Origin of the sequence: Bradyrhizobium sp. IC3123, from assembly GCF_020193625.1 — a bacterium.
GTDB lineage: Bacteria > Pseudomonadota > Alphaproteobacteria > Rhizobiales > Xanthobacteraceae > Bradyrhizobium > Bradyrhizobium yuanmingense.
Genome location: NZ_JADYVF010000007.1, coordinates 239,306 through 257,212, shown reverse-complemented (window position 1 = coordinate 257,212; position 17,907 = coordinate 239,306). Strand labels below are relative to the sequence as shown.

The 17,907-nt window shown below is 64.4% G+C and carries 19 protein-coding genes and 1 tRNA gene; 10 read left to right on the top strand and 10 right to left on the bottom strand.

What is annotated here, in order from left to right; genetic code table 11:
* Positions 1–94: 94 nt before the first annotated feature.
* The 9 genes from trpA to aroA form a co-directional block, all read right to left on the bottom strand.
* A complete protein-coding gene (trpA, locus tag I6F20_RS23850; protein ID WP_036024448.1) occupies positions 95–931 on the bottom strand; it encodes a tryptophan synthase subunit alpha in 837 nt (278 codons plus the stop codon).
* Positions 928–2,142, bottom strand: coding sequence for a tryptophan synthase subunit beta (trpB, locus tag I6F20_RS23845; RefSeq protein ID WP_036024444.1), 1,215 nt, complete (start codon positions 2,140–2,142; stop codon positions 928–930). Before trpB ends, trpA begins: the two co-directional genes overlap by 4 nt.
* Positions 2,139–2,810, bottom strand: a complete 672-nt coding sequence (locus tag I6F20_RS23840; protein WP_036024441.1) for a phosphoribosylanthranilate isomerase — start codon at positions 2,808–2,810, stop codon at positions 2,139–2,141. Before I6F20_RS23840 ends, trpB begins: the two co-directional genes overlap by 4 nt.
* A gap of 68 nt (positions 2,811–2,878) precedes the next feature.
* Positions 2,879–3,271 (bottom strand): lipopolysaccharide assembly protein LapA domain-containing protein, encoded by a 393-nt coding sequence (locus tag I6F20_RS23835; RefSeq protein ID WP_036009133.1) that lies wholly within the window; start codon positions 3,269–3,271, stop codon positions 2,879–2,881.
* 82 nt (positions 3,272–3,353) lie between these two features.
* Complete coding sequence (locus I6F20_RS23830) at positions 3,354–3,659, bottom strand: integration host factor subunit beta (protein WP_025032949.1); 306 nt, start codon at positions 3,657–3,659, stop codon at positions 3,354–3,356.
* 172 nt (positions 3,660–3,831) lie between these two features.
* The gene (gene sppA, locus I6F20_RS23825) at positions 3,832–4,812 is read right to left on the bottom strand and encodes a signal peptide peptidase SppA (protein WP_036024439.1); all 981 of its coding nucleotides are present in this window, start codon (positions 4,810–4,812) and stop codon (positions 3,832–3,834) included.
* A gap of 376 nt (positions 4,813–5,188) precedes the next feature.
* A complete protein-coding gene (gene rpsA, locus I6F20_RS23820) occupies positions 5,189–6,895 on the bottom strand; it encodes a 30S ribosomal protein S1 (protein ID WP_036009120.1) in 1,707 nt (568 codons plus the stop codon).
* 266 nt (positions 6,896–7,161) lie between these two features.
* Positions 7,162–7,800, bottom strand: a complete 639-nt coding sequence (gene cmk, locus I6F20_RS23815) for a (d)CMP kinase (protein WP_036024437.1) — start codon at positions 7,798–7,800, stop codon at positions 7,162–7,164.
* Positions 7,797–9,134 carry a 3-phosphoshikimate 1-carboxyvinyltransferase gene (aroA, locus tag I6F20_RS23810; RefSeq protein ID WP_225128047.1) on the bottom strand — a complete coding sequence of 446 codons (1,338 nt, stop codon included), beginning with the start codon at positions 9,132–9,134 and terminating at the stop codon, positions 7,797–7,799. Before aroA ends, cmk begins: the two co-directional genes overlap by 4 nt.
* Before the next feature lie 158 nt (positions 9,135–9,292).
* Between aroA and I6F20_RS23805 the strand changes: the two genes are divergently transcribed.
* The 3 genes from I6F20_RS23805 (at position 9,293) to I6F20_RS23795 (ending at position 10,267) form a co-directional block, all read left to right on the top strand.
* Entirely contained in the window at positions 9,293–9,700 is a 408-nt protein-coding gene (locus I6F20_RS23805) for a TIGR02300 family protein (protein ID WP_036009126.1), read from the top strand.
* A gap of 97 nt (positions 9,701–9,797) precedes the next feature.
* Positions 9,798–9,873 (top strand) — tRNA-Ala (locus I6F20_RS23800).
* Between the two features lie 157 nt (positions 9,874–10,030).
* On the top strand, positions 10,031–10,267 hold the full coding sequence (locus tag I6F20_RS23795) for a GIY-YIG nuclease family protein (RefSeq protein ID WP_109141870.1): 237 nt from the start codon (positions 10,031–10,033) through the stop codon (positions 10,265–10,267).
* A gap of 4 nt (positions 10,268–10,271) precedes the next feature.
* On the opposite strand, the gene I6F20_RS23790 is transcribed toward I6F20_RS23795, so the two are convergent.
* Positions 10,272–10,730 (bottom strand): MarR family winged helix-turn-helix transcriptional regulator, encoded by a 459-nt coding sequence (locus I6F20_RS23790; protein WP_074447577.1) that lies wholly within the window; start codon positions 10,728–10,730, stop codon positions 10,272–10,274.
* 155 nt (positions 10,731–10,885) lie between these two features.
* On the opposite strand from I6F20_RS23790, the gene I6F20_RS23785 reads away from it, so the two are divergent.
* The 7 genes from I6F20_RS23785 to I6F20_RS23755 all read left to right on the top strand — a co-directional run bounded on the left by I6F20_RS23785 (position 10,886) and on the right by I6F20_RS23755 (position 17,861).
* A complete protein-coding gene (locus I6F20_RS23785; protein ID WP_036009140.1) occupies positions 10,886–11,311 on the top strand; it encodes an organic hydroperoxide resistance protein in 426 nt (141 codons plus the stop codon).
* 180 nt (positions 11,312–11,491) lie between these two features.
* Positions 11,492–12,694 (top strand): CaiB/BaiF CoA transferase family protein, encoded by a 1,203-nt coding sequence (locus I6F20_RS23780; protein WP_225128046.1) that lies wholly within the window; start codon positions 11,492–11,494, stop codon positions 12,692–12,694.
* A gap of 282 nt (positions 12,695–12,976) precedes the next feature.
* The gene (gene ugpB / locus I6F20_RS23775) at positions 12,977–14,293 is read left to right on the top strand and encodes a sn-glycerol-3-phosphate ABC transporter substrate-binding protein UgpB (protein WP_036009146.1); all 1,317 of its coding nucleotides are present in this window, start codon (positions 12,977–12,979) and stop codon (positions 14,291–14,293) included.
* A 47-nt stretch (positions 14,294–14,340) separates the two neighbouring features.
* Positions 14,341–15,222, top strand: coding sequence for a sn-glycerol-3-phosphate ABC transporter permease UgpA (ugpA, locus tag I6F20_RS23770; RefSeq protein ID WP_036009149.1), 882 nt, complete (start codon positions 14,341–14,343; stop codon positions 15,220–15,222).
* Positions 15,222–16,070, top strand: a complete 849-nt coding sequence (ugpE, locus tag I6F20_RS23765) for a sn-glycerol-3-phosphate ABC transporter permease UgpE (protein ID WP_225128045.1) — start codon at positions 15,222–15,224, stop codon at positions 16,068–16,070. Before ugpA ends, ugpE begins: the two co-directional genes overlap by 1 nt.
* A 6-nt stretch (positions 16,071–16,076) precedes the next feature.
* Positions 16,077–17,165: a sn-glycerol-3-phosphate import ATP-binding protein UgpC gene (locus I6F20_RS23760; protein WP_109141873.1), complete on the top strand. Its 1,089-nt coding sequence runs from the start codon at positions 16,077–16,079 to the stop codon at positions 17,163–17,165.
* 270 nt (positions 17,166–17,435) lie between these two features.
* A complete protein-coding gene (locus I6F20_RS23755; protein ID WP_024338612.1) occupies positions 17,436–17,861 on the top strand; it encodes an Hsp20 family protein in 426 nt (141 codons plus the stop codon).
* Positions 17,862–17,907: the final 46 nt, after the last annotated feature.

The window sequence follows — 17,907 nt, the reverse complement described above, 5'->3', positions numbered from 1 at the left end:
CGTGTCGCCCGCGTTAGAGCATGATCCGGAAAAGTGTGAAGCGGTTTTCCGACCAGATCATGCCCAAACTAAAGAGCTACAGCGGAATTATGGCCTATTCCGCCGCCTGCTGCGCGCCCTTGACGCCCTGGGCCAGAGCGGCCGTCAATTCGGCGACGGCGTTAACGGTCTTGGCGGTCGCCCGTCCCTCGGCATCGAGGCTGTTCTTGAGGGCGTCCACCAGCGCGGTGCCGACCACCGACCCATCGGCCTTCTCGGCAATGGCGCGCGCCGCCTCCGGCGTGCGGATGCCGAAACCGACACAGATCGGCAGCCTGGTATGCCGCTTGATGCGCGCGACAGCTTCGCCGACGGCATTGGCGTCCGCCGCCGCTGCACCGGTGATGCCGGCGATCGAGACGTAATAGACAAAGCCTGATGTGTTCGCGAGCACCGCAGGCAGGCGCTTGTCGTCGGTGGTCGGCGTCGCCAGGCGAATGAAGTTGAGCCCCGCCTTCAGCGCGGGAATGCAGAGCTCGTCGTCTTCCTCCGGCGGCAAATCGACGATGATCAGGCCGTCGACGCCGGCCGTCTTGGCATCAGCCAAGAACTTGTCGACGCCGTAGATGTAGATCGGATTGTAATAGCCCATCAGCACCAGCGGCGTGACATTGTCGTCCTTGCGGAAGTCGCGCACCAGCTCCAGCGTCCTCTTCAAGGTCATGCCGATCTTGAGCGCACGCAGGCCTGCAGCCTGGATCGAAGGACCGTCCGCCATCGGATCGGTAAAGGGAATGCCGAGTTCGATGACGTCGGCGCCGGACTTCGGCAGCGCCTTGACGATCTCGAGCGAGGTCGCGGGATCGGGATCGCCGGCCATCACATAGGTGACAAAGGCCGCGCGGCCTTGGCTTTTCAGCTCGGCAAAACGGGTATCGATACGCGTGGTCACTTCTTGCCCCTCAGGATGTCGCCGACCTGCGGGACGTCCTTGTCGCCGCGGCCGGAGAGATTGACGACCATCAGGTGGTCCCGCGGCCGCTTCGGCGCGAGCTCCATCACCTTGGCGATGGCATGCGCGGGCTCGAGCGCGGGGATGATGCCTTCGAGCTTTGACAGCAGCTGGAACGCGGCGAGCGCCTCGTCATCGGTCGCGGAGAGATAATTGACGCGGCCGACCTCGTGCAGCCAGGAATGCTCAGGGCCGATGCCGGGATAATCGAGACCGGCCGAGATCGAATGCGCGTCCTGGATCTGGCCGTCGGCATCCATCAAGAGATAGGTGCGGTTGCCGTGAAGCACGCCGGGGCGGCCGCCCGCGATCGAGGCCGCATGCAGCTGCGTCAGGCCATGGCCGGCGGCTTCGACGCCGAAGATCTCCACGGAGGAATCATCGAGGAACGGATGGAACAAGCCCATCGCGTTGGAGCCGCCGCCGATGCAGGCCACCAGCGAATCCGGCAGGCGCCCCTCGATCTCCTGCATCTGCGCCTTGGTCTCGTCGCCGATGACCGACTGGAAATCGCGCACCAAGGTCGGATAGGGATGCGGACCGGCCACCGTGCCGATGCAATAGAACGTGTTGTGCACGTTGGTGACCCAGTCGCGTAGCGCCTCGTTCATGGCGTCCTTCAGCGTGCGCGTGCCCGACTGCACCGGCATCACCTTGGCGCCCAGCATCTCCATGCGGATGACGTTGGGCTGCTGCCGCTCGACGTCGACGGCGCCCATATAGACCACGCATTCGAGGCCAAAGCGCGCGCACAGCGTCGCGGTGGCAACGCCGTGCTGGCCCGCGCCGGTCTCGGCGATGATGCGCTTCTTGCCCATGCGCCGTGCCAGCATGATCTGGCCGAGCACGTTGTTCACCTTGTGCGAGCCGGTGTGGTTGAGCTCTTCACGCTTGAGGTAGATCTTGGCGCCGCGGAGATGCTCGGTCAGGCGCTCGGCGAAATAGAGCGGCGAGGGCCGGCCGACGTAGTTCTTGAGGTAGCCGTTCATCTCGGCCTGAAACGCCGGATCGGCCTTGGCCGCGGTGTAGGCCTTCTCCAGGTCGAGGATCAGCGGCATCAAGGTTTCGGCGACGAAGCGCCCGCCGAAAATGCCGAAATGGCCGCGCTCGTCGGGGCCGCTGCGGTAGGAATTTGGCTTGGCAATGTTCATCGGACGCTCAACTCTTGACTGGCATCTTTGCTGGCGCGCGCGGCGCGGATGAAGGCCTTGATCATCTCTGGGTCTTTCACGCCGGGAGCGCTCTCGACACCGGAGGACACGTCGACGCCGCTGGCGCGGGTGACACGAAGGGCCTCGGCGAGATTCTCGGCGTGCAGCCCCCCCGAAACCATATAGGGCAGTTTCAGATCGAGCTTTTCGAGCAGGTGCCAGTCGAAGGGCTCCCCGAGGCCGCCGGGCCGCGTCGCGTCCTTCGGCGCGCGCGCATCGAACAGGATGCGATCGGCGACCGCGGCGTAGCCGGGCAGCACCGCGAGATCGGCCGCTGTCGCGACCGGGACCGCCTTCATCACCGGGCGGCCGAAGCGTTGCTTGAGGTCGCGCAGCCGCGCCACGCTCTCCCCGCCGTGGAGCTGGAAGATGTCCGGCGACAGCGCGTCCATGATGTTGTCGAGCGTTGCGTCATCGGCATCGACCGTGAGCGCCACCTTGAGCGCGCGCCGCTTGACCTGACGGCCGAGGTCACGGCCGAGTTCCAGGGACAGGTGCCGGGGCGACGGCGGAAAGAACACGAACCCGACCATGTCGGCGCCCGCCTCGAGCGCCGTTTCGAGCGTCTCGGGCGTGGACAGGCCGCAGATCTTGACGAGCAGGGACATGGTCTCAAAGCGGGTAGAGGCCGCGGGGTGCGCGGCCGGAAAACGGGGCTTTTCGGTCGGGGCCGCTTCTACAACGTCGCGCGCTGCTTGTCTCGCCCGACGGGCCCGTACAGGCCCATCCCGGAGGGAACGGGAAGGCGCTGGGACTCCGCCTTCGCTGCCGTCGCCTGGGCCCGCAGATCGGCCAGTTCGGCCCTGACGGCCCGGGCCTCCGCGTCATTCCGGCGCGCGGCGCGCCGCCAGCGCCGCTGGCCGAGCCAGACGGCGGAGCCGCCCGCGACAACGCCCAGGGCCGCCGCCAGGATCAGCAACAGGAACAGCGGCAGGGTGATCGACAGCGAGGGGTCGTCGGCAATGAAGGGGTCGAAGGAGACCGTGACGAAATGCCTGTTGGCGACGGCGAACGCCACCAGGATCAGGCCCAGCGGAAGTACGATCAGCGCGGTCAGGAACTTTCGCATCTGGCTTCGCTCGCCTTGAATCAAGCTTGCGGCCGCATCCTGTGCGACCGCGAAAAACCCCAAAGCGCGCTCACGTCGCGCTTCAGTCTACGCCGCCGGGATCCGGATGGTCGCGGTTCAGCCGCTCGCGCATTTCCTTGCCGGTCTTGAAGAACGGAACGCTCTTCTGATCGACGGGCACATGGGCGCCGGTGCGTGGATTGCGCCCTGCGCGCGCAGGGCGATGCTTGACCGAGAAGGCACCGAAGCCGCGCAGCTCGACGCGGTCACCGCGTGCAAGCGCCGCTACGATCTCTTCGAGAATCGCATTCACAATGTTCTCGACATCCCGCTGGTACAGATGCGGGTTGTGCTCGGCGATACGCTGAACAAGTTCGGATTTGATCATCGAGAGATAGGACCCGGGAGCGTGCGGATGACCATTTCCGTGAAAATACCGTGATCTGTCAAGACGCTAAATCAAGGATGGGCGTCGTGAAAATGCGTGACAAATGCCGAAAAAGCAGGCTGCGCCAGCACGCGTCAGACGCGAAAAAGCTCTGAAACTCGCCTGCCGACGGTTAGTTGGACGCAGCCGGCTGCCACAAGGCCAGCATTCCATCCATTCCGAGCCGATCTACCGCCTGCGCGACGCCGGTTTGCCCGATCTGGTGCGCGATCGAGCCCAAACCGAGCGCTTCCAGCGTCAATGCGGCCGCCGTCTTCAGGAACGGCAGGTCGCCGAAGCGCGGCTGGAGCTTGTAGTCGCGCACCGGTAGCCCCTTCTTGACGCCCTTCTGCTCGACCAGCCAGGTCACGGCCGTCTTCTCGTCGCCGATCTGGTCGATCAGCTTGAGATCGATCGCCTGGCGCCCGGTGAAGACGCGGCCATCGGCGACTTTTTCGAGCTGCGTGTCATCCATGCCACGCCGCTCCTTCACCATCCCCTTGAACCAGGCATAGGAATCCTTCACCAGCGCATCGAGCGCGGCGCGCGCCTCGGGACTGGTCGGCTCAAAACCGTTGGGCGCCGCCTTCAGCGGCGAGGACTTCACCTCCTCGACCTTGACGCCGATCGTCTTCATGAGCTCGGAGAGGTTGGGGTACTGGAACAGCACGCCGATGGAGCCGACCAGGGAGCTTTGCTGGGCGACGATGTGGTCGCTCGCAATCGCGGTGATGTAGCCCCCGGAGGCGGCCAGCCCCTCCACCACCACCACCAGCGGCTTTTTCGCCTTGAGACGGACCAGCGAGTCATAGAGCTGCTCGGAGCCGGCGGTGGTGCCGCCGGGCGAGTTGATGTGAACGATGACGGCGGCGGCCTGCGAATTCTCGAGCCGCTCCAGCGCCTGCGTGCGGTCGGAATCGCTGCGGATCAATCCCTCGATCTGGACGCGCGCGATCGAGCCGGCGGATGCGAGGGTGCCGCGTGCACCGGGCGTCGCAATCAGCGCGAAGCTTGCAATCGCCGCGATCGCGATCAGCGCCGCCATCACCCGCCAGAACGTCAGCTTGCGGCGGATCCTGCGGCGATCGACGATGATGTCCGAATCGAGCGACATCGGAATATCTCCAAATGAAAGATCAGGCGCGTTGTGCCGTCACGGCGTGACCATTGGCCTATCTCGATACATCAATTGCGGCGCAATTTGAAGAAAACAAGGCCTCGTGTGGGGCAAGCAAGTCGTCGCAGACTCGGTCGTCATCCCGCCTAGTGCGCAATTGCGCACGGGGGCGGGGACCCACAACCCCAAGGAGGAGTCGTCGAGCGAGCTGGCAACTCCGAGTCTTCGTCAAACTTCTCCCTGGGGTTATGGGTCCAGGATCGGCGCTCCGCTTCGCGTCGCTTGTCCGGGACGACAGCGGAGTTCGTGGAGACAGCAACAAAAAAGCCCCGGCTTGCGCCGGGGCCTTGATGTCGCAAAACGGACGTTTCGCTTACTTGCTGTCGCGGTTCTTCAGCGCGGTGCCGAGGATGTCGCCCAGCGTCGCACCCGAATCCGAGGAGCCGTACTGCGCGATGGCTTCCTTCTCTTCGGCGACTTCGAGCGCCTTGATCGACACCTGGACCTTGCGGGCCTTCTTGTCGAACTGGATGACGCGGGCATCGACCTTCTCGCCGACGGCGAAGCGTTCGGCGCGCTGGTCGTTGCGGTCACGGGCGAGCTCGGAGCGCTTGATGAAGGTGGTGAAGTCGGTACCGGCGATCTTCACCTCGATACCGCTTTCCTTCACTTCGAGCACTTCGCAGGTCACGACCGCACCCTTCTTGACATCGCCCGGCTCGGCGAAGGGATCGCCTTCGAGCTGCTTGATGCCGAGCGAGATGCGCTCCTTCTCGACGTCCACATCGAGCACCACGGCCTTCACCATGTCGCCCTTCTTGTAGTTGTCGATCACCTGCTCGCCCGGAAGCTTCCAGTCGAGATCGGAGAGGTGGACCATGCCGTCGACGTCGCCCTCGAGGCCCAGGAACAGACCGAACTCGGTCTTGTTCTTGACCTCGCCCTCGACCACCGAACCGGTCGGGTGCTTCTCGACGAAGACCTCCCAGGGGTTGCGCATGGTCTGCTTGAGGCCGAGCGAGATGCGGCGCTTGACGGAATCCACTTCCAGCACCTGCACGTCGACTTCCTGCGAGGTCGACACGATCTTGCCGGGGTGCATGTTCTTCTTGGTCCACGACATCTCGGAGACATGGATCAGGCCTTCGATGCCCGGCTCGAGCTCGACGAACGCACCGTAGTCGGTGATGTTGGTGACGCGGCCGGTGAAGCGGGCACCCAGCGGGTACTTGGCTTCGATGCCCTGCCACGGATCGTCCAGCAGCTGCTTCATGCCCAGCGAGATGCGGTGCGTCTCGTGGTTGATCTTGATGATCTTGACCTTCACGGTCTGGCCGATCGAGAGCACCTCGGTCGGGTGGTTGACGCGGCGCCACGCGATGTCGGTGACGTGCAGGAGGCCGTCGATGCCGCCGAGGTCGACGAACGCACCGTAATCGGTGATGTTCTTGACCACGCCGTCGATGACCTGACCCTCTTCGAGGTTCTGCACCAGCTCCTGGCGCTGCTCGGCGCGGGTCTCTTCCAACACCGTGCGGCGGGACACGACGATGTTGCCGCGGCGGCGGTCCATCTTCAGGATCTGGAACGGCTGCGAGTTGTTCATCAGCGGCGCAACGTCGCGGATCGGCCGGATGTCGACCTGCGAGCGCGGCAGGAAGGCCACGGCACCGTCGAGGTCGACGGTGAAGCCGCCCTTGACCTGGTTGAAGATGACGCCGTTGACCTTCTCGTTGTTCTGGAACGCCTTCTCCAGCTTGCCCCAGCTCTCTTCGCGTCGCGCCTTGTCGCGCGACAGCACGGCTTCGCCGAGAGCGTTTTCGATGCGATCGAGGAACACTTCCACCTCGTCGCCGACCTTGAGGTCGCTCTCACGGCCGGGGCCGGAAAATTCGCGCAGCGCGACGCGGCCCTCGGTCTTCAGGCCGACGTCGATGACGGCCATGTCCTTTTCAATTGCAACCACCTTGCCCTTGACGACGGAGCTTTCCTGCAGGTTGCCACCTGCGAAGGACTCGTCGAGCATCGCGGCGAAATCGTCGCGCGACGGGCTATAGGTATCAGCAGAAGTCGAAGCCATTTGTTCTCCAGTTGCGGATGTCTTGCCGGCCGTTGGGTTCATGGGCGCATCGCGCGCGCAGTGTCGGAAGGTCCGCAAGACCTTCGAGCGACCGCTCGTTGCCCTGATCTAGCGACCAGAACAGCGGAAGCGGGCCGGCTGAGGCCCGCGCGTTCGATACGTTGAAAGCTTGTCCGGAACCTGGATCGCGCCGGTCCCGAAACCGGGACGAAGCGTATCGACCTCAAAGAGCGGGAGCGGGCACTTCCTCCAATGACGGCGGCGGCTTAACCCCGCGACCGGCCCGCTCGGACAGCCTCGATAATGTCGATGGCGGCCCGGACGCCGCCTTCTATATCCAGTTGGGAGTTATCTAGCAAGTAAGCATCCGGGGCCGGTTTCAGAGGCGCAATCGGCCGATTCTTGTCACGTTCGTCACGCTGGAGGATGTCGGCGAGCACGGCCGCCTCGTCCGCCTCCTCGCCCCGCGCTTTGGCCTCCATGGTGCGGCGCCGCGCGCGGACCTTGGGGTCGGCGACCACGAAGATCTTCACGTCGGCATGGGGGCAGATCACGGTTCCAATATCCCGGCCGTCGAGCACGGCGCCGGGCGGATCGGCGGCGAACTGGCGCTGGAAATTGACCAGGACCTCGCGAACCCGAGGGATTGCCGAGACGATCGAGGCCCCCTCGCCGGCCTTCTGGGTCTTCAGCGCAGGATTACCGAACTTTTCGGGATCGAGCTCCAACGCGGCCTGCACCGCGGCCGCCTCATCGTTGAGATCGTGCCCCGACTGCATCAAGGCGTAGGCGACCGCGCGATAGATCACGCCGGTATCAAGATGACGATAGCCGTAATGGTGGGCGAGACGCTTGCCGAGCGTCCCCTTGCCCGAAGCCGCGGGCCCGTCGATGGCGATGATCATGAAAACTCGGCCCCTAGCGAACGCATCATCGGAATGAAATCCGGAAAGCTGGTGGCGATGAAGGCGGTGTCGTCGACCGTAACAGGCTGATCGGAGGCGCAGCCCATCACCAGCGCGGACATCGCGATGCGATGGTCCATATGGGTGGCGACAGTGCCGCCGCCCGGGACGTGGCCGCGACCCCTTACGATCAGATCGTCGCCGGAGACCTCGACCTTGACGCCGTTGACGCGCAGCATGGCGGCGGTGGCTTCAAGCCGGTCGGATTCCTTGACGCGCAGCTCCTGCAGGCCGTGCATGATCGTGGTGCCTTCGGCGAACGACGCCGCCACCGCCAGCACCAGATATTCGTCGATCATCGACGGCGCGCGCTCGGGCGGCACCTCGACGCCGCGCAGCTTCGACGCCCGCACGCGCAAGCGCGCCATCGGCTCGCCGGCATCGCCGCGCACTTCGCTCTCCTCGATGGAGGCGCCCATTTCGCGCAGCGTGGTGAACAGCCCAGTGCGCAGCGGATTGGTCATGACGTCGGACAGCACGACATCGGAGCCCTCCACGATCAGCGCCGCGACGATCGGGAACGCAGCCGAAGAGGGATCGGCAGGCACCACGACATTGGCGCCATGCAGCTCGGGCTGGCCCACCAGCGTGATGCGGCGGCCGTGCCGGCCTTCCTGGACCGAGGTGATGTCGGCGCCGAAATGCTTCAGCATCAGCTCGGTGTGGTCGCGGCTGGCCTCGGTCTCGATGACCGTGGTGGTGCCGGGAGCGGCGAGGCCCGCCAGCAGCACGGCCGATTTGATCTGGGCCGAGGCGACCGGGGTCTTGTAGACGATCGGCAGGGGGTCGCGCGCGCCCTGGAGGGTCAGCGGCAGGCGCCCGCCCTCGCCGCCGGCGGTGACTCTGGCACCCATCTTTTCCAGGGGATCGAGGATCCGGCGCATCGGACGGCTGCGCAGCGAGGCGTCGCCGTCGAACACCGCCGAAATTGGGCAGCCGGCGACGGCGCCCATGACCAGCCGGCAGCCGGTGCCGGAATTGCCGAAATCCAGTGCTGCCTTGGGCTGGGCGAAGCCTCCGACCCCGACGCCGTTGACGGTCCAGGCGAAATCGCCGGTGCGCTCGACGCTGGCGCCCAGCGCCTGCATCGATTTGGCGGTGTTGAGGACGTCCTCGCCCTCGAGCAGGCCCGAAATCCTGGTCTCGCCGACCGCGAGCGCGCCCAGGATGAGGGCGCGGTGGGAGATCGACTTGTCGCCGGGCACCCGTACTTTCCCGGTCAGGGGACCGCTGGCGCGAGACTGGAGCGGCCTCGGTTGATCGGAATGGGTCAAGATTGTGTCCTTGAATAGGCCCGGTGGGCTGGCGCGCAGGTACCACATGGTCCGCGCGCCGTCACGGGCATGTCGTTCTCCCGTAATGCGCTATTGACAGCGGGCCGCCAACTAGCCAAGTGAAGCACCGCTTTTCAGACATTCCCAGGATTCCTGCCGTGGCCAAGTCCGAACTCGGAACCAAACGTATTTGCCCGACCACGGGCAAGAAGTTCTATGACCTCAACAAGAATCCGGTGATCTCGCCCTATACCGGCGAAGTGGTGCCGATCGCCCCGGTCGCTCCTGCCCGCGGCCCCCGTGCGGCCGAGGCCCGCAACATGGCCCAGGACAACGCGCCGGAGCCGGCGGAGACCGAGGAGTTGGTCTCGCTCGAGGAGGCCGATGCCGAGGAGAACACCGGCAAGGTCAAGGCGGTCGTGCCCGAATCGGAGGACGATATCGAGGTCGACGAGACCCTCGACGACGATGATGACGACGATTCGACCTTCATTGCCGACGAGGAAGAGGGCGATGAGGACGTGACCGACATCATTGGTGATGTCGGCGGTGATGAAGAGACTTGAGATCAGCCCTGATCTGTGAAAAAGGGTGCACCGCGCGAGTCGCCTAGAGCGCTCGCCGGCCGGGACGGGTCCCCCAGGATCCTCCCATTTGGACTAAGGGGCCATAGCTCAGCTGGGAGAGCGCTTGCATGGCATGCAAGAGGTCGGCGGTTCGATCCCGCCTGGCTCCACCAGCCTTCGCTGGCTTCGCCAGCTACGGCTCGGCAAGCCAGCTCCGCTTCCTCGTGGCGAAGCTAGCGAAGGCTGCCGCGGCGAAGCCCGAAGGGCGAAGCCGGGCTTCAGCAAAACAAGAGCGGGTGTAAGCTCTCCTCGCCTACCGAGGAGTGTGCCGTGAAGTACGTCTACATCCTTGAGAGCCTTGATTCTCTCCACTTCTATGTCGGGATCACCGACGACCTCCGCGCCCGACTGGCAAAGCACAATGCTGGCGAGGTGCCCCACACTTCGAAATACGGACCTTGGCGGCTCAAGACTTACGTCGCATTCAGCGATGAGAAGCAGGCCGTCGCATTCGAAAAGTACTTGAAGTCAGCATCAGGCCGCGCCTTCGCCAAGAAGCGGCTTTAGCCCCCTACTCCCCGATCACCGCATTCAGCCGATCCCTCAGCGCGACGATCTCGTCCTTCATCGCGACCAGCTCCGACACCGAGCAGTCCGATGCCGCCAGGATCGATTGCGGCACGCTGCGGGCCTTTTCCTTCAGCGCATGGCCCTGCGGCGTCAGGGCGATCAGAACCTGGCGCTCGTCCTCACGCGAGCGGGTGCGCCTGACGAGATGGGCGGCCTCGAGCCGCTTCAGCAGCGGCGTCAGCGTGCCCGAATCCAGGAACAGCTTCTCGCCGATCTCCTTGACCGGCACGTCATCGCGCTCCCACAGCACCAGCATGACCAGATATTGCGGATAGGTCAGGCCGAGCCGATCGAGCAGCGGCTTGTAGACGCGGTTAAAGGCGTGCGTAGCGGAATAGACCGCGAAGCAGATCTGGTTGTCGAGACGAAGCGGGTCTACCGCCGTTGATTTCCGGGCCATGAAGAATCCTGCGCGTTTCTCCCATTCTGGTCCCGGCCGGCGCCACATTCAATTGCGAACAATTAAATGTGAGGCGGGACGAATTAGATTGCGCACAATCTAATTGTCTGCGATAAAGCCCGCACCCCAACCCCGAAAGACCCGAGGAGACGACAATGTCTGTGAACGTCCTCTACAAAACCAGCGCCAAGGCTACCGGCGGCCGCGACGGCCATGCTGCGACCCTCGACGGCGCGCTCGACGTCAAGCTCACCACGCCGAAGGAGCTCGGCGGTGGCGGCGGCGCTGGAAACAATCCCGAGCAGCTGTTCGCGGCCGGCTATGCCGCCTGCTTCATCGGCGCGATGAAGTTCGTGGCCTCGCAGGGCGGCCCAAAGGTGCCTGCGGATGCCTCGGTCACCTCGACCGTCGGCATCGGCCCGCGCTCCGAGGGCGGCTTCGGCCTCGATATCGACCTCGCGGTCTCGCTGCCGGGCCTTGCCCGCGCAGACGCCGAGGCGCTGGTCGCGAAGGCGCACCAGGTGTGCCCGTACTCCAATGCCACGCGCGGCAATGTCGACGTTCGCCTGACGGTGGTCTGATCGGCAGCGCGGATTGGCTGGCCCGGGAATCCCCCCTCGGGCCGGCCGCATCCGACTGAATTTGCCATGCTGCGGCATGGCTGCTCGGCGGCGCATACGGCTCCACGCTCGGCGCCATTGCTGGCGCAAACAAACCTCGCTAGGCCTGTGATCCAATGATCGACACAGGGAAGCGAAGGCATGACTGAAGCAGCAGCGGGCGCCATGAGCGGATTGCGCGTCATCGATCTCACGCGCGTGCTCGGCGGTCCCTACTGCACCCAGATCCTCGCCGACCACGGTGCCGACGTGATCAAGGTCGAGCCGCCCGCGGGCGACGAGGTGCGCGAATGGGGCCCTCCGTTCCACGAGGAGGATGCGGCCTATTTCGTCGGCATCAACCGCAACAAGCGCTCGATCGGCCTCGACCTCGCCTCCGAGGGCGGCCGAATCGTGCTGCTCAAGATGCTGGAGACCGCCGACGTCCTGATCGAGAATTTCAAGCCGGGCACGCTGGAGAAATGGGGCATCGGCAACGACGTCCTCAGCAAGAAATATCCCCGCCTCGTGCATTGCCGGATCTGCGGCTTCGGCGCCGACGGCCCGCGCGGCGGCAACCCCGGCTACGATGCCATCATCCAGGCCATGACCGGCATGATCGCAGCGACCGGCTCGCCCGAGAGCGGGCCGATGCGGATCGGCGTGCCCTTGGTCGACATCACCACCGGACTTTATGCGGCGATCGGCATCCTGATGGCGCTGTCGGAGCGGCAGCTGTCGGGCAAGGGCCAGTTCCTGGAGACGACGCTGTACGAGACCGGCCTTGCCATCATGCATCCGCACACCGCGAATTATTTCATGCATGGCAAGCCGCCTGGTCTCACCGGCAACGAGCATCCGAACCTCGTGCCTTACGCGATCTTCCCGACCAAGACCGACAACATCTTCATCGGCGTCGGCAATGACGGCACCTTCCGCAAGCTGGCGAAGGAGATCGGCAAGCCCGAGCTCGGCACCGATCCGCGCTTTGCCCGCAACAAGGACCGCATCGCCAATCGCGAGGCACTGCGCGCCGAGCTTGCGGCCGTGTTCAGCCAGCACGAGGCCGAGCCGCTGTGCAACCGCCTGCTCGCGGCCGGCCTGCCTGCAGGTCCCGTGCAGAAGATCGACCAGGCGTTGACCAATCCGCACACGATCGCGCGTGGCGATATTATCGAGAAGGACTGGTACAAGGGCGTTGCCTCGCCGATCCGGCTCGACCGCAGCAAGCCGAGCCTGCGCCGCGTGCCGCCGAAATTCAGCCAGCATGCGGCCGAGGTGCTGGGCGAGTTCGGCTACTCCAAGGCCGAGATCGACGCGATGGTCGAAAAAGGCACGGTCTGCGGTCCCGAGCGGAAACGCTGAGCTAAGGCGAGCGTCAACGGTGGTGCGCTCCCTCTCCCGCTTGCAAGTGGGAGAGGTTCGGAGCCCGCGGCGCGATAGTGCCTCATCTCAATGCCGCACTGCGGCGCGCGCACGCATGTGCAGCGCGAACGAGTTGGCTGACGGCTCCGTCTTGGCCTATTTGACAACTTCCCACTTGGCCGCGCTTGCTGCTTTCGTTTCTCCCGCTTACACAGTCATGTGAACGTCATATGGCGCTGCTAGCGCAAGCGCTTCTTTAGTGACTGGCAAGGGAGGTTCTTGATGGCTCTTCGACATTTTGGCACGGCGGCGGCCGTCGCACTCACAATTGGTCTCGGCGCGTCGCCGGCGCTTGCCGTGACCGAAATCCAGTGGTGGCACGCGATGACCGGCGCCAACAACGACGTCATCGTCAGGCTCGCCAACGATTTCAACACCACGCAGAGCGACTACAAGGTGATCCCGACCTACAAGGGCAACTACGCCGACACGATGAACGCCGGCATCGCCGCGTTCCGCGCCGGCAACGCGCCGCACATCATGCAGGTGTTCGAGGTCGGCACCGCCACCATGATGGCCGCGACCGGCGCCGTGAAGCCGGTCTACAAGCTGATGGCCGAGACCGGCGAGAAGTTCGATCCGAAGGCCTATCTGCCTGCGATCACCGGCTATTACTCGACCTCGAAGGGCGAGATGCTGTCCTTCCCGTTCAACTCGTCCTCGACCGTGATGTGGGTCAACCTCGACGCACTGAAGAAAGCGAATGTCGAGGTGCCGAAGACCTGGCCCGAAGTGTTCGACGCCGCCAAGAAGCTGAAGGCGGCCGGCCACGCCACCTGCGGCTTCTCCAACTCCTGGGTCACCTGGGTCAATCTCGAGCAGCTCTCCGCCTGGCACAACGTGCCGCTCGCCAGCAAGGCCAACGGCCTCGACGGTTTCGACACCGTGCTGTCCTTCAACGGTCCGCTCCAGGTCAAGCATCTCGAAAATCTGGTCGAGCTCCAGAAGGACAAGACCTACGACTATGCCGGCCGCACCAACACCGGCGAAGGCCGCTTCACGTCGGGCGAATGTCCGCTCTACCTGACCTCGTCCGCGTTCTTCGGCAACGTCAAGGCGCAGGCCAAGTTTGCCTTCACCGCGGTGCCGATGCCCTATTACCCGGACGCTAAGGGCGCGCCGCAGAACTCGATCATCGGCGGTGCCTCGCTCTGGGTAATGGGCGGCAAACCGGCGGACGATTACAAGGGCGTCGCCAAATTCTTCTCCTTCCTCTCAGACACCGATCGCCAAGTCTACATCCACAAGGCCTCGGGCTATCTGCCGATCACCAAGGCAGCCTATGAGAAGGCCAAGGCGGATGGCTTCTACAAGGATCAGCCCTATCTGGAGACGCCGCTGCTCGAGCTGACCAACAAGGAGCCGACCGAGAATTCGCGCGGCCTGCGCCTCGGCAACATGGTGCAGCTCCGTGACGTCTGGGCGGAGGAGATCGAGCAGGCGCTGGCCGGCAAGAAGACCGCCAAGCAGGCGCTGGACGCGGCCGTCGAGCGCGGCAACACCATGCTGCGCCAGTTCGAAAAGACCGCCGTGAAGTAAGGCGACAAGCGGCAGGCCGGTCCCCCGGCCTGCCGCGCTGGGGCATCATGCAAAAGCAAGCCATTTTCCAATCGAAGCTGTTGCCCTATGCGCTGGTTGCGCCGCAACTCGCGATCGTCCTGATTTTCTTCTACTGGCCGGCCTTGCAGGCGATGATCCAGTCGTTCCTGCTGCAGGACGCCTTCGGCCTGTCGACCAGCTTCGTCTGGTTCGAGAACTATATCGAGCTGTTCAAGGAGCCCGCCTATTTCGAGGCGATCCTGCGCACCTTCTTCTTCTCATTCGCGATCGCGGTGTCGTCGCTGTCGTTCGCGCTGCTGCTGGCCGTGATGGCAGACAAGCCGCTGCGCGGCTCGATGCTCTACCGCACGCTGCTGATCTGGCCCTATGCGGTGGCGCCGCCGGTCGTCGGCGTGCTCTGGATCTTCATGCTGCACCCCTCGCTCGGCGTGCTCTCGCGCTACCTGCGGGCGCTGGGCATCGACTGGAATCCACTGCTCGACGGCGACCAGGCCGCAGCGCTGATCATCCTGGCCGCCGCCTGGAAGCAGATCTCCTACAACTTCCTGTTCTTCCTCGCCGGCCTGCAGAGCATCCCCAGAAGCGTGATCGAGGCGGCTGCGATCGACGGCGCCCGCCCGATGCGCAGGTTCTGGACCGTGATCTTCCCGCTGCTGTCGCCGACCATCTTCTTCCTCCTGGTCGTCAACATCGTCTACGCCTTCTTCGACACGTTCGGCATCATCGACACCATGACCCGCGGCGGTCCGGGCAAGTCGACGGAGACGCTGGTCTACAAGGTCTATACCGACGGCCTGCTCGGCGGAAACCTCGGCAGCTCCGCGGCACAATCGGTGATCCTGATGATCATGGTGATCGTGCTGACGGGCATCCAGTTCCGCTTCGTCGAACGCAAGGTGACCTACTGATGGTCGAGGAAGAAGGCTTTCGGCGCTACATTGCCCATATCATCCTCTGGATCGGGATCGCGATCGTCGCCTTCCCGGTCTATCTCGCCTTCGTGGCGTCGACCCAGGAGAACGCGGTAATCGCCAACGGGCAGATGTCGCTGCTGCCGGGTGGCCATTTTCTCGAAACCTACTACCAGACCATCTTCGTGGGCACGAGTGGCTCGACCCGCGAGCCGGTCGGCAACATGATGCTGAACTCGCTGGTGATGGCGCTGCTGATCGCGCTGGGCAAGATCGCGATCTCGATCATCTCGGCCTATGCGATCGTGTACTTCCGCTTCCCGTTCCGGATGTCGATCTTCTGGCTCATCTTCATCACCTTGATGCTGCCGGTCGAGGTCCGCATCTATCCGACCTACAAGATCGTCGCCGACCTGCACATGCTCGACAGCTATGCCGGCCTGTCGCTGCCGCTGATCGCATCGGCCACCGCGACGCTGCTGTTCCGCCAGTTCTTCATGACCGTGCCGGACGAGCTGCTGGAAGCCTCGCGCATCGACGGCGCCGGCCCCTTCCGCTTCTTCTGGGATACGCTGCTGCCGCTGTCGCGCACCAACATGGCGGCGCTGTTCGTGATCCTGTTCATTCTCGGCTGGAATCAATATCTCTGGCCGCTGTTGATCACCACGCGCGACGACATGCAGACCATCCAGATCGGCATTCGCAAGATGATCACCACCACCGACGCGCTGACCGAATGGCCGATCGTGATGGCAACCGCCGTGCTGGCCATGCTGCCGCCGGTGTTCGTCGTCGTCGTCATGCAGAAATTGTTCGTGCGCGGCCTGGTCGAGACGGAGAAGTAGAGACTTATGGCCAACGTCACCCTGCGCAGCGTCCGCAAAACCTATCCCGGCGGCTTCGAGGCCATCAAGGGCGTCGACGTCGATGTCGGCGACGGACAGTTCTGCGTGCTGGTCGGCCCCTCCGGCTGCGGCAAGTCCACGCTGCTGCGCATGGTCGCGGGGCTGGAGACGGTCACCGGCGGCGAGATCGACATCGGCGGCCGCGTCGTCAACGGAGTAGAGCCCGCCGATCGCGACATTGCGATGGTGTTCCAGAACTACGCGCTCTATCCGCATATGAGCGTCTACAACAACATGGCCTATGGCCTGCGCAACCGCGGCATGGCCGAGGCCGAGATCAAGACCCGCGTCGAGGAAGCCGCGCGCGTGCTCGAGCTCTCCGCCATGCTGGAGCGCAAGCCGCGCCAGCTCTCCGGCGGCCAGCGCCAGCGCGTCGCCATGGGCCGCGCCATCGTGCGCCAGCCGAAGGTGTTTTTGTTCGACGAGCCGCTGTCCAACCTCGACGCCAAGCTGCGCATCGCGATGCGGGTCGAGATTCGCAAATTGCAGCGCCGGCTCAACACGACGTCGATCTACGTCACCCATGACCAGCTCGAGGCGATGACGCTGGCTGACATCCTCGTGGTGATGAACGGCGGCCAGGTCGAGCAGGTCGGCAATCCGCTTGATATCTACGAGAAACCGGCGACGACCTTCGTCGCCTCCTTCATCGGCGCGCCGCCGATGAACCTGATGTCGACGCGGCCCGAGGAAATCCGGTCGCAGCTCGCCGGCAGCGCCGCGGCCGATGCCGGCATCGTTGGAATCCGCCCGGAGGATTTCGTCATCACCGACGAGACGCCGGCCGGCGGCCTCGCCCTGCCGCTCACCGTCGAAGCCATCGAGCGCGTCGGCGCCGAAACCTTCGTCTACGGCTCCCGCGAGCAGGAGGACCAGCGCGTCGCCGCCACGCCCGGCGAGCTGCCGCCCGGCGAGGTCATCGTCCGCATTCCCGGAACCCAAGCGCCCGCCATCGGCGCGAGAATCCGTGTCGCGGCGGTGCGGGCGAAGCTGCATCTGTTCAGTGACGACGGGCGGACGCGGCTCAAGGGCTGAGCGGCTCCGGGGCCCGACGACAAAAGTGCGAAAACAACCCCATGCACAGTAGAAGGGGCTCTGTTTTCGTTGGGATAAATCGCCTCGCACGACGCGTCATGCCAACCATGACGAACCAGGCATTCGGGCGATGGCGGAAAGTGGTCCGTCCACAGCCTCCCCCGCTACCTGCTTGAACCCACAGGGGAACATGCCCATATTGCTGATCAAGGGGCGCCGCTCGCGGGCCCTGATGCACCAAAGTCGCTTTCTGCGAGGACTTTGTAAACTATGTCTCGTGTTCCAACGCTCTCCAGTCCCTTCCTGCTGGGCTTTGACGAGATCGAGCGCGTGCTCGATCGGGTCGTCAAAGGCGCCGACGGTTATCCTCCCTACAATATCGAGAGGTGCGACCGCACGGACGGCCAGCCCGAGCGTTTGCGCATCACGCTGGCGGTCGCCGGATTTACGCGCGACCAACTCGATGTAACCATTGAGGAAAACCAGCTCGTGATCCGCGGGCGGCAGCAGGACGACAAGACCCGGCAATACATCCATCGCGGCATCGCCGCGCGCCACTTCCAGCGCACCTTCGTGCTGGCGGAGGGGATGCTGGTGCTGGGTGCGGATCTGAAGAACGGGTTGTTGTCGATCGATCTGGCCCGTCCTGAACCGGAGCGGATCGTTAAGACAATCGCTATCAATGAGCACGAATAATGGAACGAGTAGCGGACTCGACCGCTTAGTGTTCCAGAGGAGTCGA

Excerpts from the sequence above, each read along its gene's own strand:
- I6F20_RS23780 (WP_225128046.1), top strand. The coding sequence starts at position 11,492 with ATGACTGAAGCAGCAGCGGGCGCCATGAGCGGATTGCGCGTCATCGAT.
- ugpE (WP_225128045.1), top strand. The coding sequence starts at position 15,222 with ATGGTCGAGGAAGAAGGCTTTCGGCGCTACATTGCCCATATCATCCTC.
- I6F20_RS23835 (WP_036009133.1), bottom strand. The coding sequence starts at position 3,271 with ATGCGAAAGTTCCTGACCGCGCTGATCGTACTTCCGCTGGGCCTGATC.
- sppA (WP_036024439.1), bottom strand. The coding sequence starts at position 4,812 with ATGTCGCTCGATTCGGACATCATCGTCGATCGCCGCAGGATCCGCCGC.
- ugpA (WP_036009149.1), top strand. The coding sequence starts at position 14,341 with ATGCAAAAGCAAGCCATTTTCCAATCGAAGCTGTTGCCCTATGCGCTG.
- I6F20_RS23760 (WP_109141873.1), top strand. The coding sequence starts at position 16,077 with ATGGCCAACGTCACCCTGCGCAGCGTCCGCAAAACCTATCCCGGCGGC.
- trpB (WP_036024444.1), bottom strand. The coding sequence starts at position 2,142 with ATGAACATTGCCAAGCCAAATTCCTACCGCAGCGGCCCCGACGAGCGC.
- cmk (WP_036024437.1), bottom strand. The coding sequence starts at position 7,800 with ATGATCATCGCCATCGACGGGCCCGCGGCTTCGGGCAAGGGGACGCTC.
- rpsA (WP_036009120.1), bottom strand. The coding sequence starts at position 6,895 with ATGGCTTCGACTTCTGCTGATACCTATAGCCCGTCGCGCGACGATTTC.
- I6F20_RS23830 (WP_025032949.1), bottom strand. The coding sequence starts at position 3,659 with ATGATCAAATCCGAACTTGTTCAGCGTATCGCCGAGCACAACCCGCAT.
- I6F20_RS23790 (WP_074447577.1), bottom strand. The coding sequence starts at position 10,730 with ATGGCCCGGAAATCAACGGCGGTAGACCCGCTTCGTCTCGACAACCAG.
- I6F20_RS23840 (WP_036024441.1), bottom strand. The coding sequence starts at position 2,810 with ATGTCCCTGCTCGTCAAGATCTGCGGCCTGTCCACGCCCGAGACGCTC.
- I6F20_RS23785 (WP_036009140.1), top strand. The coding sequence starts at position 10,886 with ATGTCTGTGAACGTCCTCTACAAAACCAGCGCCAAGGCTACCGGCGGC.
- I6F20_RS23755 (WP_024338612.1), top strand. The coding sequence starts at position 17,436 with ATGTCTCGTGTTCCAACGCTCTCCAGTCCCTTCCTGCTGGGCTTTGAC.
- ugpB (WP_036009146.1), top strand. The coding sequence starts at position 12,977 with ATGGCTCTTCGACATTTTGGCACGGCGGCGGCCGTCGCACTCACAATT.